This is a genomic window from Thauera sp. WH-2, from assembly GCF_048321015.1.
GTDB lineage: Bacteria > Pseudomonadota > Gammaproteobacteria > Burkholderiales > Rhodocyclaceae > Thauera.
This window is the reverse complement of sequence record NZ_JBLWFG010000001.1, coordinates 429,742-450,927: the sequence shown is the minus strand read 5'-3', so window position 1 is coordinate 450,927 and position 21,186 is coordinate 429,742. Positions and strand designations below refer to the sequence as shown.

Sequence of the window (21,186 nt, the reverse complement as noted above, 5' to 3'; positions counted from 1 at the left end):
GGGCGCAGATCAGACGAAACCATCGTCGCCGCCCTTGCCGCCGAGCATGAGCTGGCCCTCTTCGGCCAGGCGACGCACGATCTTGAGGATCTCCTTCTGCTCGGCCTCGACCTCGGACAGGCGAACCGGCCCGCGTGCCTCGAGATCCTCGCGCAGCATCTCTGCAGCACGGCTGGACATGTTCTTGAACACCTTCTCGCGCAGTTCGGGCGGTGCGCCCTTGAGCGCGATGATGAGCGAGTCGGACTGGATCTCGCGCAACAGAGTCTGAATGCCGCGATCGTCGATGTCGAGCAGGTTCTCGAACACGAACATCTCGTCGAGTATCTTCTGCGCCAGTTCCGGATCGTATTCGCGCACGTTGTCGATGACCGCCGTTTCATGCGTGGAACCGACGAAGTTGAGGATCTCGGCCGCATGGCGAATGCCGCCCATTGCCGCCTTCTTCACGTTCGATGCGCCCGAGAGCATCCGTGTCAGCGCGTCGTTGAGTTCCTTCAGCGCCGCGGGCTGGACGCCGTCCAGCGTGGCGATGCGCAGCACCACATCGTTGCGCAGGCGGTCGGTGAAGTGCTTGAGGATCTCGCCCGCCTGGTCGAACTCCAGGTGCACGAGGATGGTGGCGATGATCTGCGGGTGTTCGTTCTTGATCAGGTCGGCGGCGGTGGCGGCGTCCATCCACTTCAGGCTTTCGATGCCTGCCGTGTCCGAGCCGCTCATCATGCGCGCGAGCAGGTGGCCGGCGCGCTCGTCGCCGAGCGCCTTGGTCAGCATCTCGCGCAGCTGCGCCTCGTCGGGCTGGATCATCGCGCCCTTGCCGAAGTGCGCGTCCACTTCCATCAGCAGTGGCATCACGCGATCGCGGGTCTGGGCGGGCATCTCCGACATCTTCAGGCTCAGCTTCTGCACCTCGCGCGGGCCGAGCTGGCGCAGGACTTCTGCGGCCGCATCCGGGCCCAGGGTCAGCAGCAGCAGGGCGGCCTTCTCCAGGCCCTCCTCAGGCGTCGTCACTTGCGCCCCTCCTCATTCAGGCCCATCCAGTTCTTCATCAAATTCGCCATGGTCTTGGGATCGTCGCGGGCGAGTTGGCGAATGCGCTCGAGGCGCTGCTCGAAGCTCTCCTCGGCTTCGCCCGACAGGGTGACGCGCACGCCTTCCTCGCCTTCCTCCAATGCCTCCTCTCCCGCCGCACCGGCACCCGTCTCGGTCTTTACCGGCGGCGGCAGCACCGTGCGCAGCAGCGGGCGGATCACGCCGAAGTAGGCCAGCAGCAGCGCCACCAGCACCAGCAGCCAGTTCAGCCCTTCCTTGCCCAGCTCGATCATCTCCGGGTCCTTCCACAGGGGCAGGGCCGGCTCGACGCCATCCTGGGCAAAGGCGCTGTTGGCCACGTTGATGCTGTCGCCGCGGTCGGCGTTGTAGCCGACCGCTTCGCGTACCAGATTGGTGATGCGCGAGATCTCGTCGTCCGTCAGGGGTACGCTGGTGGGCGTGCCGTCGGTGCCGGGGATGGTGCGATTATTCACCACAACGGCCACCGACAGGCGCTTGACCTGGCCCACGGCCTGCTTGATGTGCTGGATACTGCGGTCGAGTTCGTAGTTGAGCACGGCGCTGCGGTTGCTGCTCACCGCGGCGGCGCCCGCTGCACCCGGGCCGCCGGCCACCGGCGGTGCGGTGAGGGGGGCGGTCGCCGGCACCGGCGGCTGGTTGGTGAGCGCGCCCGGCACGCCCTGCGGTCCCTGCAGCGGATTGATCTGCTCGGTGGTCTGCTGACTGCGGATCGCCTGGTCGGGAGACGGATTGGGCTTGTAGCTTTCGGCGGTCTGCTCCACCTGGTCGAAATCGACATCGGCTGCGACCTGGGCGCGGAAGTTGTCCTTGCCGACCATCGGGATCAGGATGTTCTCGATGCGCTCGATGAAGGCCTTCTCCATCGCACGCACGTACTCCAATTGGCGTGCGTTGAGCCCCGCATGCATCAGGGGGTCGGCCTGCTCGGTGAGCAGGCTGCCGTTCTGGTCGACGATCTTCACGCCGTCGGCGGTCATGCGCGGCACGCTCGACGACACCAGGTGCACGATGCCCGCCACCTGGCTTTGGTTCAGCACCCGGCCCGGACGCATGTTCACCATCACCGAGGCTGTCGGGCGCTGCTCGTCGCGCAGGAAGGCGGTCTGCTTGGGCATGGCGAGATGCACGCGTGCGCCGGCCACCGCGTCGATGGCCTGCACGGTGCGGGACAGCTCGCCCTCGAGTGCGCGCTGGTAGTTCACCTGTTCGTTGAACTGCGAGATGCCCAGCTTCTGCCCGTCCATCAGCTCGAAACCGGCGAGCCCGCCCTTGGGCAGACCTTCTGCGGCCAGGCGTAAGCGCGTCTCGTGCACCTGCGCCTGCGGCACCAGGATGGCGTTGCCGTTGGCCGACATGCGATAGGGCACGTTCTGCTGTTGCAGCGCGGTGATGATCTGCCCGCCATCGCGCTCGTCGAGGTTGGAGAACAGCACCGCGTAATCGGGCGCCCGGTTCCACAGCAGTGCGCCTGCGACCAGTGCGATCGCGAGCGCGATGGCGGCCGCGGCGGCAATCTTCTGCCGCTGCGAGAGCGCGTTGATGTTCTGCAGTGCCTGCTGCAGCCGGGTGTCCGCCGGCGCTGCGGCGCCGGGGGCAAGGTCTGCGGTGTTTTCTGCTGCGGCCATGGTGGCTGTCCTGTCGCGTACGCTTTTTCCGATGGCGGCATTGTCCGTCCGCGAGCGCAAGGTTCATGTCGTGAAAAGCGGCATTTTTTGCCGCTTGTTTGCCGGCTAAGATGACGGTGTTCGCCGATAGAGTGCATGCCGTGAAAACGGAACCCGCGTTGACTCCTGCCGTGACCGACCCCGCCAGCGCCGATGCAAGGACTGCGCCGGGCGCTGCTGCGCCCGCGCTGGATGCCGCCCAGCTCGCCGAAGCCTTTGCGCTCTTCAGCCGTGCGTCGGAAGAGCTCTCTTCGGCCTACAACGCGCTGCAGGAGCAGGTGGGGCAACTCACCGAGCGCCTCGCGGTGTTGATGGGCGCGCTGCCCGCGGGGGTGCTCGTGCTCGACCGCGCAGGCCGCATCGTGCAGGCCAATCGAGCCGCCGGCGAGCTCTTCGGTCGCGACCTTTCCGGCCTGGGTGAGGGCGAAGCCCTGCGCTGTCTGGAAGAGACCGAGACCCCCGGAGAATACCTGCTGCGCCTGCCGCAGGCGGAGGCGGGCGCTGAACCGCGCCGCGTGGCCCGGACCGAATCGGAGCTCGAGTCCGGCGACGAGCGCATCGTACTGCTGCACGACATCACCGACACCTTCCGCATGCGCCTCACCGCCGAGCGCAACGAGCGCCTGGCCGCGATGGGCGAGATGGTCGCCGGCCTCGCGCACCAGTTGCGCACGCCGCTGGCGGCTGCCTTGCTCTACACCGGCAACCTGCGCCAGTCCGAACTCGACCCGCTGCAGCGCATCCAGGTGGCCGACCGCGCGCTCGAGCGCCTGCGGTATCTGGAGCGCCTGATCCGCGACATGCTGCTGTTTGCCCGCGGCGACAGCACCGGGCGCCACCGCTTCGAAGTGTGCGAACTGGTCACGGAGCTCACGCATACGCTGGAGCCGCTCGCACGTGCTCGCCAGGTGAGCTTCGAGAGCGGCTGCGCGTGCCCGCAGGCAAGCGTACTGGGCGACCGCAAGGCGCTCGGCGGGGCGCTCACCAACCTGCTCGAGAACGGCATCCAGGCTTGCCCGCAGGGCGGGCAGCTTGCCTTCGCCGCGGTCGAGATCGACGCGGCCGAGTCCGGTATCGGCTGCGCGGCGGTGCGCTTCACGGTGCGTGACAGCGGCGGCGGCGTGCCGCCCGAGTTGCAGGAGCGCCTTTTCGAGCCTTTCTTTACCACTCGCGCGGAGGGCACCGGTCTGGGGCTCGCGATCGCGCGCGGCGTCGCCCGTGCGCACGGCGGCGACATCACGCTGCGCTCCGCACCGGGGCAGGGGGCGGAATTCGCGCTGACCGTGCCGCTCGCATCGGCAGCCGCTTCGAACGGGGACGAACCCACATGATCGAGACATTGAACATCCTCGTGGTCGAGGACGACGCCGCGCTGCGCGATGCGGTCTGCTTCACGCTGGAGATGGCGCATCACGGCGTCGTCGGCGTCGATGGCGGGCCGGCGGCGCTGGCGGCGCTGGAGCAGGACCACTTCAACCTCGTCGTCACCGACCTGCGCATGCAGCCCATGGATGGCCTGCAGCTGCTGCATGAGATCCGTGCGCGCTGGCCGCAGCTGCCGGTGCTGCTGATGACCGCCTATGGCGACGTGGACAAGGCCGTGGCGGCCATGCGCGGGGGCGCCTGCGACTTCCTGATGAAGCCCTTCGAGCCCGATGTGCTGCTCGAGAACGTGCGCCGCTACGCCGCCGTGCAGCCGGATGCGGAAGACACCGTGGCCGAGGATCCGCTTACGCGCAACCTGCTGGCGCTTGCTGCGCGTGTGGCCGAGACCGACGCCACGGTGATGCTTTCGGGCGAATCGGGCACCGGCAAGGAAGTGTTCGCGCGCTACATCCACGAACATTCGCCGCGCGCCGGCAAGGCCTTCGTCGCCATCAACTGCGCGGCCATCCCCGAGAACCTGCTCGAAGCCACGCTGTTCGGCTATGAGAAGGGCGCCTTCACTGGCGCGCAGGCGGCGCAGCCGGGCAAGTTCGAACAGGCGCAGGGCGGCACCATCCTGCTCGACGAGATCTCCGAGATGCCGCTTGGCCTGCAGGCCAAGCTGCTGCGCGTGCTGCAGGAGCGTGAGGTCGAGCGCGTGGGCGGCAAGAAGCCGGTGGCGCTGGACATCCGTGTGCTCGCCACCAGCAACCGCGACATGCCGGCCGAGGTCGCCGCCGGACGCTTCCGCGAAGACCTCTACTACCGGCTCAATGTGTTCCCGATCGCGATTCCCGCGCTGCGCGAGCGCCCCGGCGACATCGTCCCGCTCGCGCGGCATTTCCTTGCGCGCCATGCCGCCCGGCTCAAGCGCCAGGTGCGCTTCTCGCCCGAAGCCGAGGTGCTGCTTGCGCGCTACGGCTGGCCCGGCAACGTGCGCGAGCTCGAGAACACCATGCACCGGGTGCTCATCCTCACGGCGGGTGACGAGGTGAACGCAGAGACTGTGCGGCTGTGCCTGCCGCACTGGAATCCGGAGGCGGCAACACCTGCCGCTGCGCCGGCAAGTTCTGCCGCTTATCTGTCTGCATTCACGTCTCCAGTCACGCCCCCACTCACGCCCCCGACGGCTGCCGTGCCCGTGCACGCCGCCCCGCTACCGCCAGCGGCGGGCCCGCTTCCTGCTTCCAGCCCCCATGAGGCAGTGGCCCAGCGCCCGGCGAACATGAAGGACCTGGAGCGCGAGCACATCCTCTCGACGCTGCGCGCGCTGGGCGGCTCGCGCAAGAAAACCGTTGAAAAGCTTGGGATTTCAGAGCGTACGCTGCGCTACAAGCTGCAGCAGTACCGTGAGGAGGGCCATGACTGCTGACCCGGGCCCTCCAGAGCTTCCCTGTGGAAACGGGCTTGCCCGCGAGTGCGGCACCCAAAGGCGCGGCGGTCGCGGGTAGGCTGCACTGCGACCACGCCAATGCTTGGCATGCCGCTTGCTCTGCTACACTGACGTCACCAAACACCCTGAGGCTGGGGAACGCACATGGATACCCGTGGAATCGACCAGATGCTGAGCGACCTGCGCTCGGTATCGCAGGCTGCACAAGGCAAGGCCGCATCGCCCGCCGACGCGCCCGCCGGGGGCGTTAACTTTGCCGACGTGCTTGGCAACGCACTCAAGGATGTCAGCGCCGCGCAGGGCGAGGCACGGGCGATGGCCGAGAACTTCTCCGCAGGCGACCCCAACGTGAACCTGCAGGACGTGATGGTCAATCTGCAGAAAGCAAGCCTGTCCTTCCAGCAGATGGTGCAGGTACGCAACCGGCTGGTCACGGCTTACCAGGACATCATGAACATGCCGGTATAACCGGCGCCGGCGCAGCGATCGCTGCGCCGCTCTTCAGAAACCGCCGCGCGTGCGCGCGTTGATCTCGCGCTCGACGTTGAAGATGTAGCGCTGGATGCGTGTGTCCGCGCTGCGCGGCAGGGATTCGAACCGCAGGCCGATACGCAGCTGCTCGGTACCGTTGGGCCGAAGCTGACGGTTGATGTTGCGCACCTCCAGATCGACCGGCAACGGCTCGCGGTCCGTCAGGCGCAGCGTACAGCCGTGCAGGAACTCCCCGATGGTGAGCTCGCGCAGGTCGGCCGGAACCTGCACCGCGATCCCGGTGCCGCTGATGTCGACGACGCGCGTCTCGCTGGGGGCCTGCTCGGACCCTTCCGCTGGCGGAATCGTCAGCGTGACGTTGTGCGCAATGGGCACCTGCAGGCGGAAGAAGTCGCGGCGTTGCAGGCGCAGCACCTCGGTCGGGAGCCTCGCACGCAGAGCTGGGCGGCCTTCGTCGACCACTTTGCGGATGCCCGTCGCGGTGAACTGGATGCGGATGCGGTTGATCTGCGTGGTGCACAGGATCTGCTCGGCTTCGAGTGCCTTGGCGTGAATTTCCGCGTCCGGGCTTACGTCGATCAGGATCGCCTCGTCATCGGGCATGACCTTGAGCACCGCGCTGACGTAGGAGACCCCGCCGCGAATGTAGGCCGACATCAGGCAGCGGTTGTCGATCAGTTCCTTCATCACCTGAAGGATCTGTCCCCGACCGCGCAGGATGTAGCGCTCGAATCCCGCGTCCTGCATGGGTGGAACGGGGGTGAAGGTCTTTTTCTCTTCTTCCATGGTCTCGGATGTCAAGTCAGCCCCCGCTCGCGCGCGTTGCGCTCTCGTTCCATGCGCAGGACGTAGCGCTGGATTGCGTCGCCTGCGCCGCGCGAGAGGTTGGCGAAGGCGCAGCCGATCCGCAGCAATTCGACGCCGTTCATGCGGGTGATGCGGAAGAGGTTGCGTACGATCAGTCGCGCGCTGATCGGTGGGTTGTCGGGCAACAGGAGCGTGCAGTCCTCGAACGCGGCCCCCTGTTCCAGCGTGACGCCACCGGGCGGCACGGCGATCGCGAGACCACCGCGGCTGATGTCGAGGATGTTCAGTTCCACCTCGCGTATCGTTCCGTCGCCCAGCGGCAGGGGCAGCCTGCACACCACGCGGCGCGGGGACGAGGATGAGGGGGTCTGCAGACGGTAGAACTCGCGGCGCTGCAGGCGCAGCACGGTGTTGGGGAAGGGCGCGCGAAAGCCGGGTTTGCCTTCCTCGACTACCCGTACTGGGCGGCGGACGAGGAATTGGATCCGCACGCGGTCAAGCTGCGTGACGCAGTCGAGTGCCTCGGATTGGGCAATGCGGTCGTTCTGCAGAGGATCTGCGCTGGCATCGAGCAGGATGCCGTGCTGCTCGTCGGCCTCGATCAGGGCGGTGATGAAACTCTGCCCGCCGGGGACCATGCGTGCGCTGACCAGCCCTCGGCTGGCGAGCAGCGCTCGAAAAAGTGCCTTGATTTCGACGGGGTCGCGCAGCAGGTATTTTGCTTCGTCTTCACCGTAGACCAGCTCGACGCGGGTATCTTCCTGTTCGATGTGCATCTTGTGCAGAGTGTTGTAGGGCGTACCCGCTTTCTTTCCAAACGCTCGTTCCCGCGTGTTCCGGCGCGTTACGGTTCCGGCTTCGTTATATCACGATAAACCCGCCTGCGGCCGGTCGCTGCGCCATCGGGCGCAGGGTCTCAGCCTCCGGGCGCGGCCTCGGCGCTGCGCCATCGGGCGCAGGGTCTCAGCCTCCGGGCGCGGCCTCGGCGCTGCGCGGGCGCAGGGTCTCGGGCAGATCCTGTGCCACCGGCGGTGCACCGGCCTCGGCGCCCTGTTCGATCCGGTACAGCCAGGCCAGCAATTCGGCCACTGCGACATAGAGCTGAGGCGGGATGCGGGCGTCCAGATCGACCTGCATCAGCAGGCTCACCAGTTCGGGCGATTCATGCACGAAGACGCCCGCCTCTCGTGCGCGGTCGATGATCTCCTGCGCCAGCACGCCCTTGCCCTTGGCCACCACCCGCGGCGCGGTCTCGCCGGCCGTGTAGGCGAGGGCGACGGCCTCGTTGCGGGTGCCGGGGCGTGCGTCACTCATTGCGCGGCTCCACGATCAGACCGGAGAGCTTCAGGTCGACGGCCTCGAGGGCCGAGGCCAGGGCAGCGGCACCCGAATCCAGCGCTACCAGGGTGTCTGCCTCGTCTGCACGCAGACGCAGCGCCACCTGATTGCCGGAGAGGTGCAGCACGGCTTCCACGCCGCCGAGGCGCGGCAGGGTCAGGCGCAGGGTGCTGTCCCAGCCGCGTGCGGTTTCTTCCTCGGCGGTGCCGTCATCGCGTTCAGGATCCTCGATCCGCCACTCCACCGCCTGGCCCGGCCAGGCCTGCCCGTGCCAGACATACTGCTGTGTGGCGAGCGCGTCCAGCTGCTGGTGGACGATGGGGATCAGGCGCTCCGGAATCGGTGCGCTGCGTACCGGCGCGGTCTCTTCGGCCGACATTGCGGCGCTGCGCGCCTGGCTCGTACGCTCGTTGCCCTCGGATGCCGCGGCCTGCTGCCCGGCTTGCGTACCCTGTGCAGTAGGTGTGCCGCCCTGTGCAGCGGCCTGGCCCGACGAGGCCTGGGGCGAAGCCTGCGCCACGGGGCGCGGTTGGCCCTGCGGCTCGCTCCTCAGGCTGGCGGTGTCGCGGCGGCCCAGCACCCAGTCCGCCTGATGCGATTCGTAGAACAGCCCGCTCTGACCGAGCGCCTGGCGCAGCAAGGGCGCCAGTTGTGACCCGTTGGCCGGTGGTGCGGTGAGCAGGGGCTGATTGGCGGCAAGGCTTGCCGGCTGCGGTGCCGGCTGCCCGGTGAGCAGAAAGCTGATCAGCCGGCCCGTCTGGCTCAGCGCCGGCTGTGCCGAGGCGGTGCTGGTCGCGGTCGCCTCCTGGCCCACGATGCGCGCGAACACCGCGCGCGGCGTGACCTGCGAGACTTCGAGCTCCAGGGTGTCGCCCGACTGGGCTGCGGTGTTCAGCGCCAGCGTCATCTGCTGTCCGGCGACCACGGCGCGGAAGGTGCCGTCGGGCAGGGTGCGCTGCAGCGTTGCGAAAAAGCGCTGTCCCGGAACCAGATCCGGCAGCTGGGACTGGATCTCCCGTGCCCGCTGCAGGCCCGGAACGGGCGGCTCGGTGTTGAAGAAGCTCGCTTCGTTGAGCAGACGCAGGCGGGAGGCGAGGTCGGCGGGGATCATGGCGAGACGGTCCTGGCGCTCGGGCGGTCAGCGCCCGTCAGCCACCGTAGGCGTCACGTAGGGCGCGACCCTTTACCGAACTGGAGATCAGCTTTCGAGTGCTCTCCAGCGCAGGTTCCGCGTGGAGGCGGATCTGGTGGTCCAGTTCCAGGATGTCGGCAATGAGCCTCTGAAGCTCGGCTGTGTCCTCTTCGGAAGGCGCGGCCGCCTCAACCGGCGATTCGGCCAAAGCGCGCAATGTGCTCGCCTGCCGTTCCAGGTCGGCCAGCGCCTCCCAATCGCCCGCCTCGGCAGCGTCGTGCATCTGCCGGTACAGGGAAAGCAGGGTCCGAGCGGTGTCCAGGGTCAGCATGGCCGTACGGGTTCCCTAGCCTTGTACCTGAGCTTCGATTGCCGCCCAGGCTTCTCGCAGGCTGTCGAGCAGACCGATCACTTCGTCGATCGCTGCCTGATTGTTGTGCAGGTTTGCGTGCAGCAGGCGATCGGCCATGTATTCGTACAGCGCGTCGAGGCGCTCCGCGAGTTCGCCACCGGCCTTGATGTCCAGACTCACCTTGAGCCCGTTCATGATGATGTCGATCGCCTTGGAGATCGACTTGCCCTTGGTCGGGATGTCCTTGTTCTGCATTGCCACGGTGGCGGTGCGCAGGGCGACGAGGGCGCCGTCGTACAGCATCAGGATGAGCTTGTGCGGCGAGGCCGATTCGACGCTCGTCTGATTGCCGACGCGGGCGTAGGCCGCGGCACGATTGGCGTATGAGGTTCCGAACATGGAGATCTGGCTCCGGGTTACTGAGGCTTGCTGGCGGAAGGCAGGCTGGCCAGTTGCTGGGTCAGGTAGGTGCTGGTCTGCGTCAGGCCGTTGAGCAGGGTGTCGAGGTTGGAGTACTGCAGTCGGTAACGCTCCTCCATTCGATTCAGCCGCGCTTCCATGGTGTCGTACTGCTTGGTCAGGGACTTGATGGTCGAGTTGATGCCTTCAGTACGACTATTCAGCAGGCCATCGGTGTCGATGAAAGCGTCGAGTCGGGTACTGAGGGTCTCGGCAAAGCCCTTGACGCCATCCTTGCCCGTGAAGAAAGCCGCGACGTCCTTTTCCGGATCGCCCAAGGCTGCCGTGAACTTCGTGTCGTCGAGCGAAAGTTTCCCATCCTTGCCGAAGCTGACACCAACCTGTGATAGAGAACTGGCGCCCGTAAGACCCGCTATGGACGTGCCCAACACGTTGCGCAGCTGATTCTGGATGTTGCGTGCGGTCGAGTCGCCGGTCAGTGCGGCTCCGGTCTTGTTCTCGGCATTGTAGGAGGTCAGGCTGGACAAGGTGCTGGCGACTTCGTTGTACGCCTTCACGAATGCCTCGACGGCAGTTTTTGCCGCGCTCTGGTCATCGCTGACCGACAGCGTGCCGGTCAGGCTGGTCGCCGGGGAGACGGGCTCCTTGTTCAGCGTGAGCGTCACGTTGTCGATGACGTCGGTGATGGTGTTCTTGCCGCGCGTGACCTCGATGCCGTCCACGCGGATGCGGGCATCCTGCGCTGCCTGTACCGAGTACATCGGATCCGTCGGCGCAGGCGTCGCTGCGGGGTCGAAGCTCAGATCCGTGAGTCCGCCCTCGCCAGTCAGCTTGAATGCCATGTCGGCACCCGTGGCGGTTCCGCTCAGTACGAGTTGCTTCGCCGTGCCATTGTTGATGATGTTGGCCTTGATGCCGAGCGTGGCGTCGCCGTTGATCGCATCACGCAGTTCTTCGAGTGTGCTGCCTTCGAAGTCGAGGCTGGCCGTTCGGGGCGGGCTGTCGCTCTCGAAGGTCTTCCCGGAACCGTCATCCTTGACCGCGCCGAACTCGATGGTCAGCTTGCCAGCTGCAGGCGTGAAGCTGCTGGTTGTCGGCGTGGAGACACGCTGGATCTTGGCCATCTGCAGCACGTCAACCGCATAGCTGCCGCTTGATGCACCCGGGCTGGAACTGGCTGTGAAGCCGGCGTCGCCCGTGACGCTCGCCTTCGTCGCAGAAAACCTGGTCGCTGTCTTCAGCCCGTCCGTCGCGGTCTGCAGGGAGGACAGCGCGCCCTTGATCTGGCCGAACGCCGAAAGCTTCGCCTGATAGCTTGCTTCCTTCTGCGCCAGCAGGGTCAGTGGCCGGCTTTCCACCGACATCAAGCCGCTCACGATCGCGTTGACGTCGATGATCGAACCGCCGCTCGTGATGGTTGCCATGTCGGGTCCTCCTTTCTGCTAATCGGGTCAGGCCTTCTGTTCGACCAGCAGGCCCTGCAACTTGTCCAGCGCCTTCGCGATGGAAATGATCTCTTCCGAGGGGATCTGGCGGATCACCTCGTCTGTACTGGCATCGACCACCTTGACGATCGTCTTGCCGGTGTCTTGGTCTATGGAGAAAAGCAAATCTTGTGCCACCGGCGCAATCGCCTTCCGGACGTCGTCCATTGCCTGCTCCACCTGCTGCAGAGGGGTCGGCTCCTGTGCCGTGGCGGTGTCGCCGGGTGCGGCTTGCCGGCTCCGCTCGACGCCCGTGCCGGGTGCGGCGGTTCCTGCTTTAGCAGGTGAGTCCGATTCGCTGCTGGCGGAGGCGCGTTCTGCAGGCGCGGCGCGCGAGCCAGATGTGCTCTGGATCAGGTTCTCGGCTTGAGCCGAGATGTTCACCGAAGAGATGTTCATGATCGTCACCCTGATGGTGTGACGGCGCGGGGCCCTTGCGAACCCCGCGCCGTGCCTAGCGACTTAGGCTACTCCGCTTACCCGAGCAGCGAAAGCACGTTCTGCGGCAGCGCGTTGGCCTGCGAGAGCATTGCCGTGCCGGCCTGCTGCAGGATCTGCGCACGGGTCAGGTTGGCGGTTTCCTGAGCGAAGTCCGTGTCGCGGATACGGCTGCGGGAGGCGGCCATGTTCTCCGAGGTGGTCGCGAGGTTCGCGATGGTGGTTTCGAATCGCGACTGGAGGGCGCCGAACTTGGCGCGCTGCCCGTTGACCGCTGCGAGTGCGGAGTCGACCATCGCTAGCGTTCGCTGCGCGGAATCGACCGAGCTCACATCCAGATCGCTGACCTTCTGCAATTGACCTGCGGCTGCCGTTGCGGTGAAGAAATCGGTCGTGTTTGCCGCAGCGAGGCTGAACGACTTTTCCGAATCGAGCACCAATTGACCGGTTGCAACAGCGGTCGCTCCTGCTGCAGTCGAGGTGCCGCCAACGGTCGCTGTGGCCGAGCCGCTCGCTGCGTTCGCCACGGTGATGTTCTCGCCGTTCGCATTCAGCAACGTGATGCCGTTACCCGCATCATTGACGCGGGCGGTAACGCCGGTCTTGGAGGCGACGTCGTTGAAGGCATTCACTGCGGAGGCCAGGCCGTCCTTATCCACCGCAGCGCCCAGCGTGAAGGAGACGGTGACCGCGGTCGAGTTGTCCGAGGTGACGTCAAATTTGTAGGAGGTGTTGGCCGCCATCGCGGTCACATCGATCTCGGTCTTGGCCGAGGCCTTGACGCCAGTCGTCCCGGTCTGACCGTTGATCAGCTCAGCCGCTTTTTTCGCGGAATCTCCCGCGGTGATCGTGACGGCGGCCGAACCGGTGGCGCCGCTGATGGTGATTGCACCGCCGCCGACACGGCTGGTTGCCGCTGCGTTGGAGGCGATCGCGTTGGCGGTGCTGCCGGTGGTCAGATCACCCTTCGCGCCTGCGTCGGTCGCTACTTTGGCGCCGACCCGGTAGTTGCCGTACTGGCTGGTGGAGAAGTTGGCCGTGCTGGCCGAGATCGATTGACCAGCGTTGGCGCCGACCTGGAAGGTCGCGGTGCCGAAAGAGCCGTCAAGCAGTTTGGAGCCGTTGAATTCGGTCGTCTTGGCGATGCGGTCGAGTTCGGCCGTGAGCTGGTTGACTTCGGCGTTCAGGGCCTGGCGGTCCGAGGCGGAGTTCGTCGCGTTGGACGACTGCACGGCCAGTTCGCGGATGCGCTGCAGGATGTCGCCGGAGGACTGCAGGGCGCCTTCAGCGGTCTGCGCAAGCGAAATGCCGTCGTTCGCGTTACGGCGAGCTTGGTCCAGACCGCGGATCTGGGAGGTGAAGCGCTCCGAAATGGCAAGGCCGGCAGCGTCGTCCTTGGCACTGTTGATGCGAAGACCCGACGACAGGCGCTGCAGCGACGAGTTCAGCGAGTTTGCGGATTGGTTCAGGTTGCGCTGAGCGTTGAGCGACTGAACGTTGGTGTTGATCACTTGTGCCATGATTTTTCTCCGTTAGAGAAGTATCAAAAATGGTCCGGCCATGGCCGGGGTGTCCTCAGCGAGCCAGCCTGCGAAACCTGCCAGCTGCACTCTTGAGACCTTTAACGGAGTAGCGACCGGAAACTTTAGGGTTTATCGAAGGGTTGCTCTTCTCGGGAGGCTGGGAGGCTGGGAGGGTGTGTCGGGTCGAAGACGATAGGCTGCGGGCGCTATGATCCTGTGGGTTCATTCATGAGAAAGGAAGGGTTGATCCATGGCCGCTGAATTCACTTTATCGTCGCGAGACCTGGAAAGCTTGAGAGAGGCTGCTCATCACTTCTCTGCTGGTCGTTATGCTCGGGCGGTGGAGTTGGCGAGCTCTCTATGCACGAAGCACGCTGCGCTGCCGGCCGCTCACAAACTCCTCGGAAGTGCCCTCCACCTCGATGGCCGTAGTAAAGAGGCGGTCGCTCCGCTCGAGCGGGCGACGTGCTTGGATCCTGACGATGCGCAGGCCTGGAGCAATCTGGGCAACGCGCTTGCTGCGATCGGGCAGCATGAGGCTGCGGTGGCTGCGCATGAGCGTGCGGTTGCGCTTCAGCCTTCCAATCCGACCGTCCTCTACAACTTCGGGTGTCTGTTGCTCGAAATGAAGCGCTCCGCGGATGCGCTGGAGCAGTTCTGGAGGTCCTATGAGGCTGGGGCCGGGGACCCTGAGGTCGCGTGTCTATGCCGAGGAATTCTGGCTGAGCTCGGGGATTCAGCGCTCTCTGAAGCGTTCTGCCGGCTGAATGTGATGCGTGCGCCGGATGATCACAATGCGCAGTCGATGCTCGGAGGTTTGCTTGTGCAGCGTGGGGCGTACGCGGAAGGAGAGCAGCTATTGCGCTCTTCGCTCCAGCGAGATCCGGCGAATGCGCTCGTGTGGTCGAATCTTTGCGTTGCTTTGAAAGGCGATGGGCGTTTCGCGGAGGCGATTGATGCCGGGCAGCACGCGGTAGCTCTTGCACCGGAGTGGGCGTTGGCACACAGCAATCTGGGCGTTGCGCTGCGCGATGCCGGTGCGTGGGCACAGGCGAGGCAGCAGTTCGTGGAGGCGCTGACACTCGATCGGGAGTGTGCAGACGCCTGGTACAACCTGGGGTGCGTCAGCGCCGACCTTGGAGAGGCCGAGGATGCACGTGCTGCCTATATCGAGGCGGTTTCGCGAGCTCCGCTACCGGAATGGCTGATTCAGGGAGCACATGCATGTCGCCAAATGGTGGATTGGGAAGCGGCCGATTTGATGGAGGTCGAGCTGGTAAGGCAAATCGAAAGCGGTACTCTGTCTCAGGCGAATGGATACCGACCCTCTCCCTTTGCTTTCCTCACTACGCCTGGGGCGTCTGCTGCTGCGCAGCTTCAGGTCGCCGGAAACTTCGCTGCGCAGTTTGCGGGGCGTGCCGGCTTGACCAAGGACGCTGCGGTTGTCGATGGTCACCCGCGAAGGCGGGGCTTGTGCATAGGCCTGCTATCGGCCGACTTTCGCGATCACGCTACAGCGCACCTGATCACCGGCGTGCTGGAGGCGCTGGACCCAGCTCGGTTCGACCTGATTGCCTACGATTACGGCCCCCAAGCGATTGAGGGCGATGAATACCGACGTCGACTGCGGTCGGCAATCCCGCGGTGGGTGGATGTTGCAGCGATGTCCGACATCGACGCGGCCAGGAGAATGCAAGCCGACGGCGTCGATATCGCCATCGACCTGAAGGGATGGACCCAGGGCTATCGTGCAGGAATCCTTGCGTATCGGCCGGCGCCGATCCAGATGCAGTGGCTTGGCTTTCCCGGCACCATGGGGGCCCCCTGGATCGACTACATCATCGCAGACGCCATCGTCATTCCGCCTGGCATGGAGGGCGGCTACAGCGAGCAGGTCTTGCGCTTGCCCGCCTGTTATCAGCCCAATGATCGTCTGCGGGTGATCGGCCGGACGCCGGGCCGAGCGAGCCTGGGGCTTCCGGAGAATGCTGTCGTGCTGGCGGGCTTTCATCAGTACTACAAGATCACCCGGGAAACCTTTGCGTTGTGGAAGCGGGTGCTTGGGCAGTGTCCTGACGCGGTGCTCTGGCTGCTGGATGGGCCGGAAAGTGCCAAGGCGGTGTTCTTGCGCGAGGCCGCCGCCGCGGGTATTGAACGCAAGCGGCTCGTGTGGGCGCAGAGGGTTCCTGCTGCTGACCATTTGGGCAGGTTGGGGCAAGCCGATCTTGCCCTCGATGCATTTCCTGTCAATGCCCACACAACGGCAAGCGATGCGCTGTGGGCAGGGGTGCCCCAATTGGCAATTTGCGGTGACACCTTCGTGTCCCGGGTTTCGGCGAGCATTCTGCATGCCGCGGGTTTGCCCCAACTCGTTACCAACGATCAAACGACTTATGAGCGCTTGATCGTTGAACTTGTTCGCAGTGCCGAAATGAGGGAAATGCTACGGAATCAACTGCGTGAGACACGGGACAAGCTTGCTCTTTTCGATGCGGAGGCCTTTGCTCGACACCTTGGTGCAGGACTTGAGGAAGCGTGGCAGCGCCACCAGCGCGGATTGCCGGTGGCGCATATCAATGTTAACGGCTGATCAACGCGTCCAGCCAGCAAGCCATTCGTCAAGATGGTCGTCGAGCATCCAATGCTGGCGAACCTGAGCTTGCAGGGCCATGCCCTCCTGCCGGGCCGCATCCGGATCGTGGATACGTTCCCGGATTGCCGCAATCCATGCCTGGGGTGTGTTGGCGACCCGTTTGACCGGGAGCCCTTGCCGGTATGGCCCGATGTCGGAGCACACTACGGGGTAGCCGAGGATGCCGTACTCCAGTAGCTTGAGATTGCTCTTGGCCTCATTGAATGCATTGCTGGCGATCGGCGCGATGGCGAGATCCAGGCCCATGCTGGCCAGGGCCTGGGGATACTGCGAGAAGGACACGGCAGCTTTTTTCTCACTGATGTAGGGAAGCATGTCCCGAGAGCAGGTGCCGAGAAAGACCCAGTCGACTTCATTGGCCAGGGTTTTCACGACATCGGTCAGCAATGCCAGGTCGCCGAGGTGGGAGATGCTGCCCGCCCAGCCGACCCGCGGGCGGCTGCCGGATCTTCTGGCCGGTGTCAGGGTGTTCCAGACCCGCTTCGGCAAGTAGTTTGGCACGACCCTGACCTCATCCACCAACTGACCATAGGCTTGAGCGAGCGCCTCGGTGGGGACCACCAGGCGGTTGCACAGGCCGAGCGCCTGCTTGAACAGTGCGATGGTGTCCGGACCGAAGTCACGGGCATGGGGACTGCTCTCCGGAACGTCAGTGAGCAGGTCGTCTACTTCAAAGATGCGCAATGCGCTGCTCAGTTGCCGGTATTGGTGCATGGCACGGAGTACGGGCGCAGTATGCGGCCGCTGGAAGATCAGGGTGTCGAATTCGTCGGCGACCATCCGTGCAGGGGGCAGGGGGTCTGTGGCTGCGCCGCCACTGACCCGCGCGTTCGACAGCAGGGCTTCGAGCGGCTGGAGAATGCGGTAGTGGCCGCAGCCTTCGCGGTCGGCGGCGTGCGCGTAGATACGCGGAAGGCCGAGGCTGGCCAATGGAGCATAGGTGAGCGCGCTGCGCGTTTCGGGTATCAGGTCTCTTGCTTCCATGTTCAGGTGCGGCTCGGCAGCGACCTGGTCTGCTATCTGGGTCTGCCAGCGCAGAAGGGTGGCCGTAGTGGTCCCTCCCAACTCGCTCTTGCGCCTTGAGGTGTCTTCCTGCTCAAGTTGTTCGAGCGATTCGCGCACCATCACAGTGGAGCTTGGCGTCCATAGCAGCGGGCCGAGCGCCCCGAGGCGCAGGCAAAGATCCGCGGCCCAATGCTCTTCGCTGCTGGCCGCATCCAGGCCTCCTGCGGCGGCGAGGGCGGACCTGCGTACCAGCAGGCAGCGGGGATCCAGAATCCGGACGCGATGGTCTGACTGCAGCCAGGCGTTTTCGCCCGGATAGTCGAGAAATACCCCTTTGTAGGGTGCGCCTGATGGGCCACAGAGTCCCATGATCTCTCCCGCACTGACGAGTTGCGCGGCGGCATTGGCCAGCCGCGGTCCGACGGCGGCGGGTGATGAGGGGCGACTGAACTGTTTGAGCAGCGGCGTGAGCCAGTCGGTCTGTACCGCCACGCTGTCATCCGCCCAGAAAACGAGGAAATCATCGGTAATCCGGGTGACTGCCTCCTGCAGGATCCGTACTCGCCCTTCATCGTATGGGGCGGGGAGGAAGACCACATTGGGCAGCCCGAGGCTTTCGAGCTGGGTTAGAAAACGCCAGATGTCCGGATGACGAGGGCCTGGGTTGATCAGATAGAGCGTGTGTGGCTGGGGCGGAGTTTTTTCCAGCAGGCTGGTGATGGCCTGTTCGAGGGCGGCAAGCTGGCAGGCCGCGGGGTAAATCACGATTGCGACCGAGGGGGTGGCCTTGGCGGGGGACGGGTGGAAATCCAAGCGTAGCGGCTGTCCTTCGTCGAAACGCAGCGACGCTTCGATGCCCTGACGGCCGAGGTGGTCGGCCACCGCCTGAGCGTGGCTGTGCTGCGGGTAGGGGGACCAGCGGCCCGCGGGACGGTGTAACAGCACGTCCGGGACGTGGCCGATGGCCTCCGGGGGACAGGATTCCAGCGTGCGAAGCATGAGATCGAAGGTCTCCGCTTCGGGTAGGGCAGAACACAGCCCACCGAGGTCGGCGAGGTGGTCGGCGCGGAAAAAGAGTACTTTGCCGATGTAGGGGGCGGCTAAAACATGGTCGGGATCGAAAGCCGGTTTGAAGTGGGGGCTGTGGTGTTTCCCTTTAGCGTCGATTTCATCTTCATCGACATAAAGGAGCTGCCATGCCGTGTGCGAATGGGTGTCCAGGGCAAGCGTGAGCAAGGCGCGTTCGGGCAGTCGGTCGCCTTCCTCCAGCACGGCCACCCAGGTCGCATGGCGTTCGCCGACTCCAGCTGCCAACTGGTTGACCGCCTCCGCCCACTGCGAAGGGGGGCACTGAATCCAGGTCAGCCGTTCGCCCTCGATGCCCGGAGGGGCTTCGATAGGTGATAGGACAACCAGCCTGAATGCACCGTACAACTGGGCCGTGAGTGAACGGATCGTGGCGGAGAGTGCATTGAAGTCTGCCTGGGTGTGACGCACGAAGAGCATGAACTGGGGCTTTTCGATCCAGCCGTCCAGTTCTGCGTCGATACGCCGGGCCATGCCGGTGGTGAAGTAGCAGCCTTCGCGCCACAAGCCGTAGGCATACTCCCGACGGTGATGTTCTGCGATCTGGCGATATTCGGACTGGGCACGTGCGCGGTTGCCGGAAAGGGAGTCGTCGCTGACCAAGTAGAGGCCGGTGAAGTCCCACAGACATCGCATCGGGTAGCGGGCCCCCACGCGTAACCAGAAGTCCTGGTCGCTGATGGCGGTGTATCTCTCATCGAACCAGCCGAATTCGTCGTGAAGGCGCCGCCTCCACATTGGGTGAGGGCCGATGGAAGGCTCTTTAAGGAGTCCTCGATAGCTGTAGTCGGCCCATTTGTAGCAACCGGCATAGGTGAAACGGGCAAACGACTCGTGCGGCGTGCGGGTGAGATAGCTGAAACCGTAGGTCAGCGCGATATCGGGTTGTTCATCGAGTACCCGGGCCATCAGTTCGAGCGCGTTGGGGCGGAGACGGTCGTTAGTGCTGCATGACACGAGGTAAGCACCTTGCGCCATGCGAATGGCGAGATTCCACGCCGCATAGACGCCGATCCGCTCCGCAGTCCGGTGGTAGCGGATGTTGGTATGCCTGGCCTGGTAGCCGCGCACGATCTCTGCCTCGTTCTCTGGAGAGGCCGCGTCAATGACGATGATCTCCGTGTCATCCGCAATCGATTGGCTGAGCAGGTCGTCCAGACAATCGGCGATGAACGCTGCGGAGGCATAGGTCGAAACGATGGCGCTGACACGATAGGGACGGTCCGGCTCGGCTCCCTGATTGATTGTGTTAAGCGCAACCACCGGGGATGAATATTTCAGACGTACATTGCTGCATTCCAGACTGTGGAGCAAAACGTCTCCCAGTACGGCGAGTTGTGTTTCACGTTTGAGTGCCTCGTCCGGGTCTCCTGCACGGACTTCGACACGCCGGATGGCCTCATTCAGGAGCGGGCTCTTGGCCAGAGAGAGAATATGATCCTTGAAACGGTAGAGATCGTCCTTGCGATAATTGACAGGATGGGAAATATGGAAAGCAACGTAGGCGTCCAGGCGCTTGATCGGTATGCCAGCTTGTGCGGCCTGGAAGGGGACCCAGTAGTCCCACCACGGGATACCGAGCATGAACTGTGATGCCGGATAGGCATCCAGTAGGACGCGATCGAAGAAGAAATAATCGAAGCCATAGTGATACGTATAGCCGAGCGCCGAGCCGTATCTCGGGATTTCGACGCGCGAGCCATAGACAAGGGCGTCCCGGCTGTGCTGCCCGATAAAGTCGACGAAATCCTTGTCAGCAAAAAGGAATACGTCGGAATTGACGATCCCGAAACGATCCGCTGCGCTTGTGCGGAAGTGGCTAAGGATATCGTCGATGAAAACACAGGGTTTGCCGACCAGGTGTTTGCCGTGGCGTTTTGCGGTGATAAAGCGGACACCCGGGTAATGCTGGTCGAGCAGGGGGATTTCCTCGGCAGGGTTGATGCTGACAACCTCAAAACCGAGTTTTTGCCAGCTGCGGACTGCGGGCAATTGTCCGCTGACGTTGTTGGGGACAAGACTGGTGGCGATCTCGATCCGGTGGGTTGGGGGAGACGTGCCCCTGTTGCTGGCGACGTGTTGCGTGCAGCGGATGCGCTGCACTTCTTCCAGGTAGCGCTCGCTGGCGACGGCGGTTTTCTGGGCGGCGTGGTAACGAAAACCGCCCAGAAGTGCGTCCACGAGGTGGAGCTGAGCATGGTCGAAGAAGCGGAGCCACAGCTCGAAGTCGCCCGCGTAGTCAAATTCGCCATTGATCGCTCCGCCGCTCTTTTCCCATAGATCACGGCGCCAGAAGGTACTTTCCTGCTGAATGTAGGTATCGAGCGCTGGGTCGAGATAATCGTCCCTGGTGAAAGTGTGCATCAGGCGGACGTCCGCCAGATCACCCTGTTCGTTCCACGTGCTTGGACGGCCTGTGAGCCAGGAAACCTCGGGGTGGCTGATGAATGCGTCGGCGACGGTTCGGAAGCTGCCGGGATGGTATTTGTCGTCTGAATTGATCCAGGCCATGATGGCTCCGCTGCTGTGACGGAATCCTTCGTTGATGGCCTGATATTGCCCACCGTCCCGTTGGGACTGCCAGTAGGTCAGGTATTTCTCGTACTTCTTGATGATCTCGACGGAGCGGTCGGTGCTCCCACCGTCCATGATGATGTATTCAAGGTTTGGGTAGCCTTGCTCCAGTACCGAAAGAATGCATTCCTCCAGGAAGTCGCCCTGATTGTAGGAGGGCGTGACGATCGAAATCCGTGGTGGGGTGTCCTCCCCCCTGCGCGGCGGTGCGGCTAGTAGCGGCAGGCCATCGGGGCCGTACACACGGCGGGTCTGGCGCAGCGGGAGTTCCTGAAGTCTGGGCTTATTCATGTTGTATCGATGGCGTCGCGATTGGGAGTAGCCAG

General features: G+C 64.4%; 16 protein-coding genes. 4 read left to right on the top strand and 12 right to left on the bottom strand.

Features of this window, described 5'->3' with window-relative positions:
* Window positions 1-9: 9 nt before the first annotated feature.
* The gene (fliG, locus tag ACNKW1_RS02105) at window positions 10-1,011 is read right to left on the bottom strand and encodes a flagellar motor switch protein FliG (protein WP_418362941.1); all 1,002 of its coding nucleotides are present in this window, start codon (window positions 1,009-1,011) and stop codon (window positions 10-12) included.
* Complete coding sequence (gene fliF, locus ACNKW1_RS02100; RefSeq protein WP_418362940.1) at window positions 1,008-2,699, bottom strand: flagellar basal-body MS-ring/collar protein FliF; 1,692 nt, start codon at window positions 2,697-2,699, stop codon at window positions 1,008-1,010. Before fliF ends, fliG begins: the two co-directional genes overlap by 4 nt.
* Before the next feature lie 131 nt (window positions 2,700-2,830).
* Here fliF and ACNKW1_RS02095 point away from each other — a divergent pair, with 131 nt between their 5' ends.
* From ACNKW1_RS02095 to fliE, 3 genes are all read left to right on the top strand, one after another.
* On the top strand, window positions 2,831-4,069 hold the full coding sequence (locus tag ACNKW1_RS02095; RefSeq protein WP_418363349.1) for a sensor histidine kinase: 1,239 nt from the start codon (window positions 2,831-2,833) through the stop codon (window positions 4,067-4,069).
* The gene (locus ACNKW1_RS02090) at window positions 4,066-5,535 is read left to right on the top strand and encodes a sigma-54-dependent transcriptional regulator (protein ID WP_418362939.1); all 1,470 of its coding nucleotides are present in this window, start codon (window positions 4,066-4,068) and stop codon (window positions 5,533-5,535) included. Before ACNKW1_RS02095 ends, ACNKW1_RS02090 begins: the two co-directional genes overlap by 4 nt.
* A gap of 165 nt (window positions 5,536-5,700) precedes the next feature.
* A complete protein-coding gene (gene fliE / locus ACNKW1_RS02085; RefSeq protein WP_418362938.1) occupies window positions 5,701-6,024 on the top strand; it encodes a flagellar hook-basal body complex protein FliE in 324 nt (107 codons plus the stop codon).
* A 33-nt stretch (window positions 6,025-6,057) separates the two neighbouring features.
* On the opposite strand, the gene ACNKW1_RS02080 is transcribed toward fliE, so the two are convergent.
* The 9 genes from ACNKW1_RS02080 to ACNKW1_RS02040 form a co-directional block, all read right to left on the bottom strand.
* Window positions 6,058-6,834 (bottom strand): flagellar brake protein, encoded by a 777-nt coding sequence (locus tag ACNKW1_RS02080; RefSeq protein WP_418362937.1) that lies wholly within the window; start codon window positions 6,832-6,834, stop codon window positions 6,058-6,060.
* An 11-nt stretch (window positions 6,835-6,845) separates the two neighbouring features.
* Window positions 6,846-7,631, bottom strand: a complete 786-nt coding sequence (locus ACNKW1_RS02075) for a flagellar brake protein (protein ID WP_418362936.1) — start codon at window positions 7,629-7,631, stop codon at window positions 6,846-6,848.
* A 187-nt stretch (window positions 7,632-7,818) separates the two neighbouring features.
* Window positions 7,819-8,169 (bottom strand): EscU/YscU/HrcU family type III secretion system export apparatus switch protein, encoded by a 351-nt coding sequence (locus ACNKW1_RS02070; RefSeq protein ID WP_418362935.1) that lies wholly within the window; start codon window positions 8,167-8,169, stop codon window positions 7,819-7,821.
* Window positions 8,162-9,304 (bottom strand): flagellar hook-length control protein FliK, encoded by a 1,143-nt coding sequence (locus tag ACNKW1_RS02065; protein WP_418362934.1) that lies wholly within the window; start codon window positions 9,302-9,304, stop codon window positions 8,162-8,164. Before ACNKW1_RS02065 ends, ACNKW1_RS02070 begins: the two co-directional genes overlap by 8 nt.
* Before the next feature lie 37 nt (window positions 9,305-9,341).
* Window positions 9,342-9,656, bottom strand: a complete 315-nt coding sequence (locus tag ACNKW1_RS02060) for a flagellar protein FliT (RefSeq protein ID WP_418362933.1) — start codon at window positions 9,654-9,656, stop codon at window positions 9,342-9,344.
* A 15-nt stretch (window positions 9,657-9,671) separates the two neighbouring features.
* Window positions 9,672-10,076 (bottom strand): flagellar export chaperone FliS, encoded by a 405-nt coding sequence (gene fliS, locus ACNKW1_RS02055; RefSeq protein ID WP_418362932.1) that lies wholly within the window; start codon window positions 10,074-10,076, stop codon window positions 9,672-9,674.
* A 17-nt stretch (window positions 10,077-10,093) separates the two neighbouring features.
* A complete protein-coding gene (gene fliD / locus ACNKW1_RS02050; protein WP_418362931.1) occupies window positions 10,094-11,521 on the bottom strand; it encodes a flagellar filament capping protein FliD in 1,428 nt (475 codons plus the stop codon).
* Between the two features lie 27 nt (window positions 11,522-11,548).
* Window positions 11,549-11,980, bottom strand: a complete 432-nt coding sequence (locus tag ACNKW1_RS02045) for a flagellar protein FlaG (RefSeq protein ID WP_418362930.1) — start codon at window positions 11,978-11,980, stop codon at window positions 11,549-11,551.
* Window positions 11,981-12,057: 77 nt separating this feature from the next.
* A complete protein-coding gene (locus ACNKW1_RS02040) occupies window positions 12,058-13,539 on the bottom strand; it encodes a flagellin (RefSeq protein WP_418362929.1) in 1,482 nt (493 codons plus the stop codon).
* Between the two features lie 253 nt (window positions 13,540-13,792).
* On the opposite strand from ACNKW1_RS02040, the gene ACNKW1_RS02035 reads away from it, so the two are divergent.
* The gene (locus tag ACNKW1_RS02035) at window positions 13,793-16,132 is read left to right on the top strand and encodes a tetratricopeptide repeat protein (protein ID WP_418362928.1); all 2,340 of its coding nucleotides are present in this window, start codon (window positions 13,793-13,795) and stop codon (window positions 16,130-16,132) included.
* Here ACNKW1_RS02035 and ACNKW1_RS02030 read toward each other — a convergent pair whose 3' ends face one another.
* Window positions 16,133-21,151 carry a glycosyltransferase gene (locus ACNKW1_RS02030; RefSeq protein WP_418362927.1) on the bottom strand — a complete coding sequence of 1,673 codons (5,019 nt, stop codon included), beginning with the start codon at window positions 21,149-21,151 and terminating at the stop codon, window positions 16,133-16,135.
* Window positions 21,152-21,186: the final 35 nt, after the last annotated feature.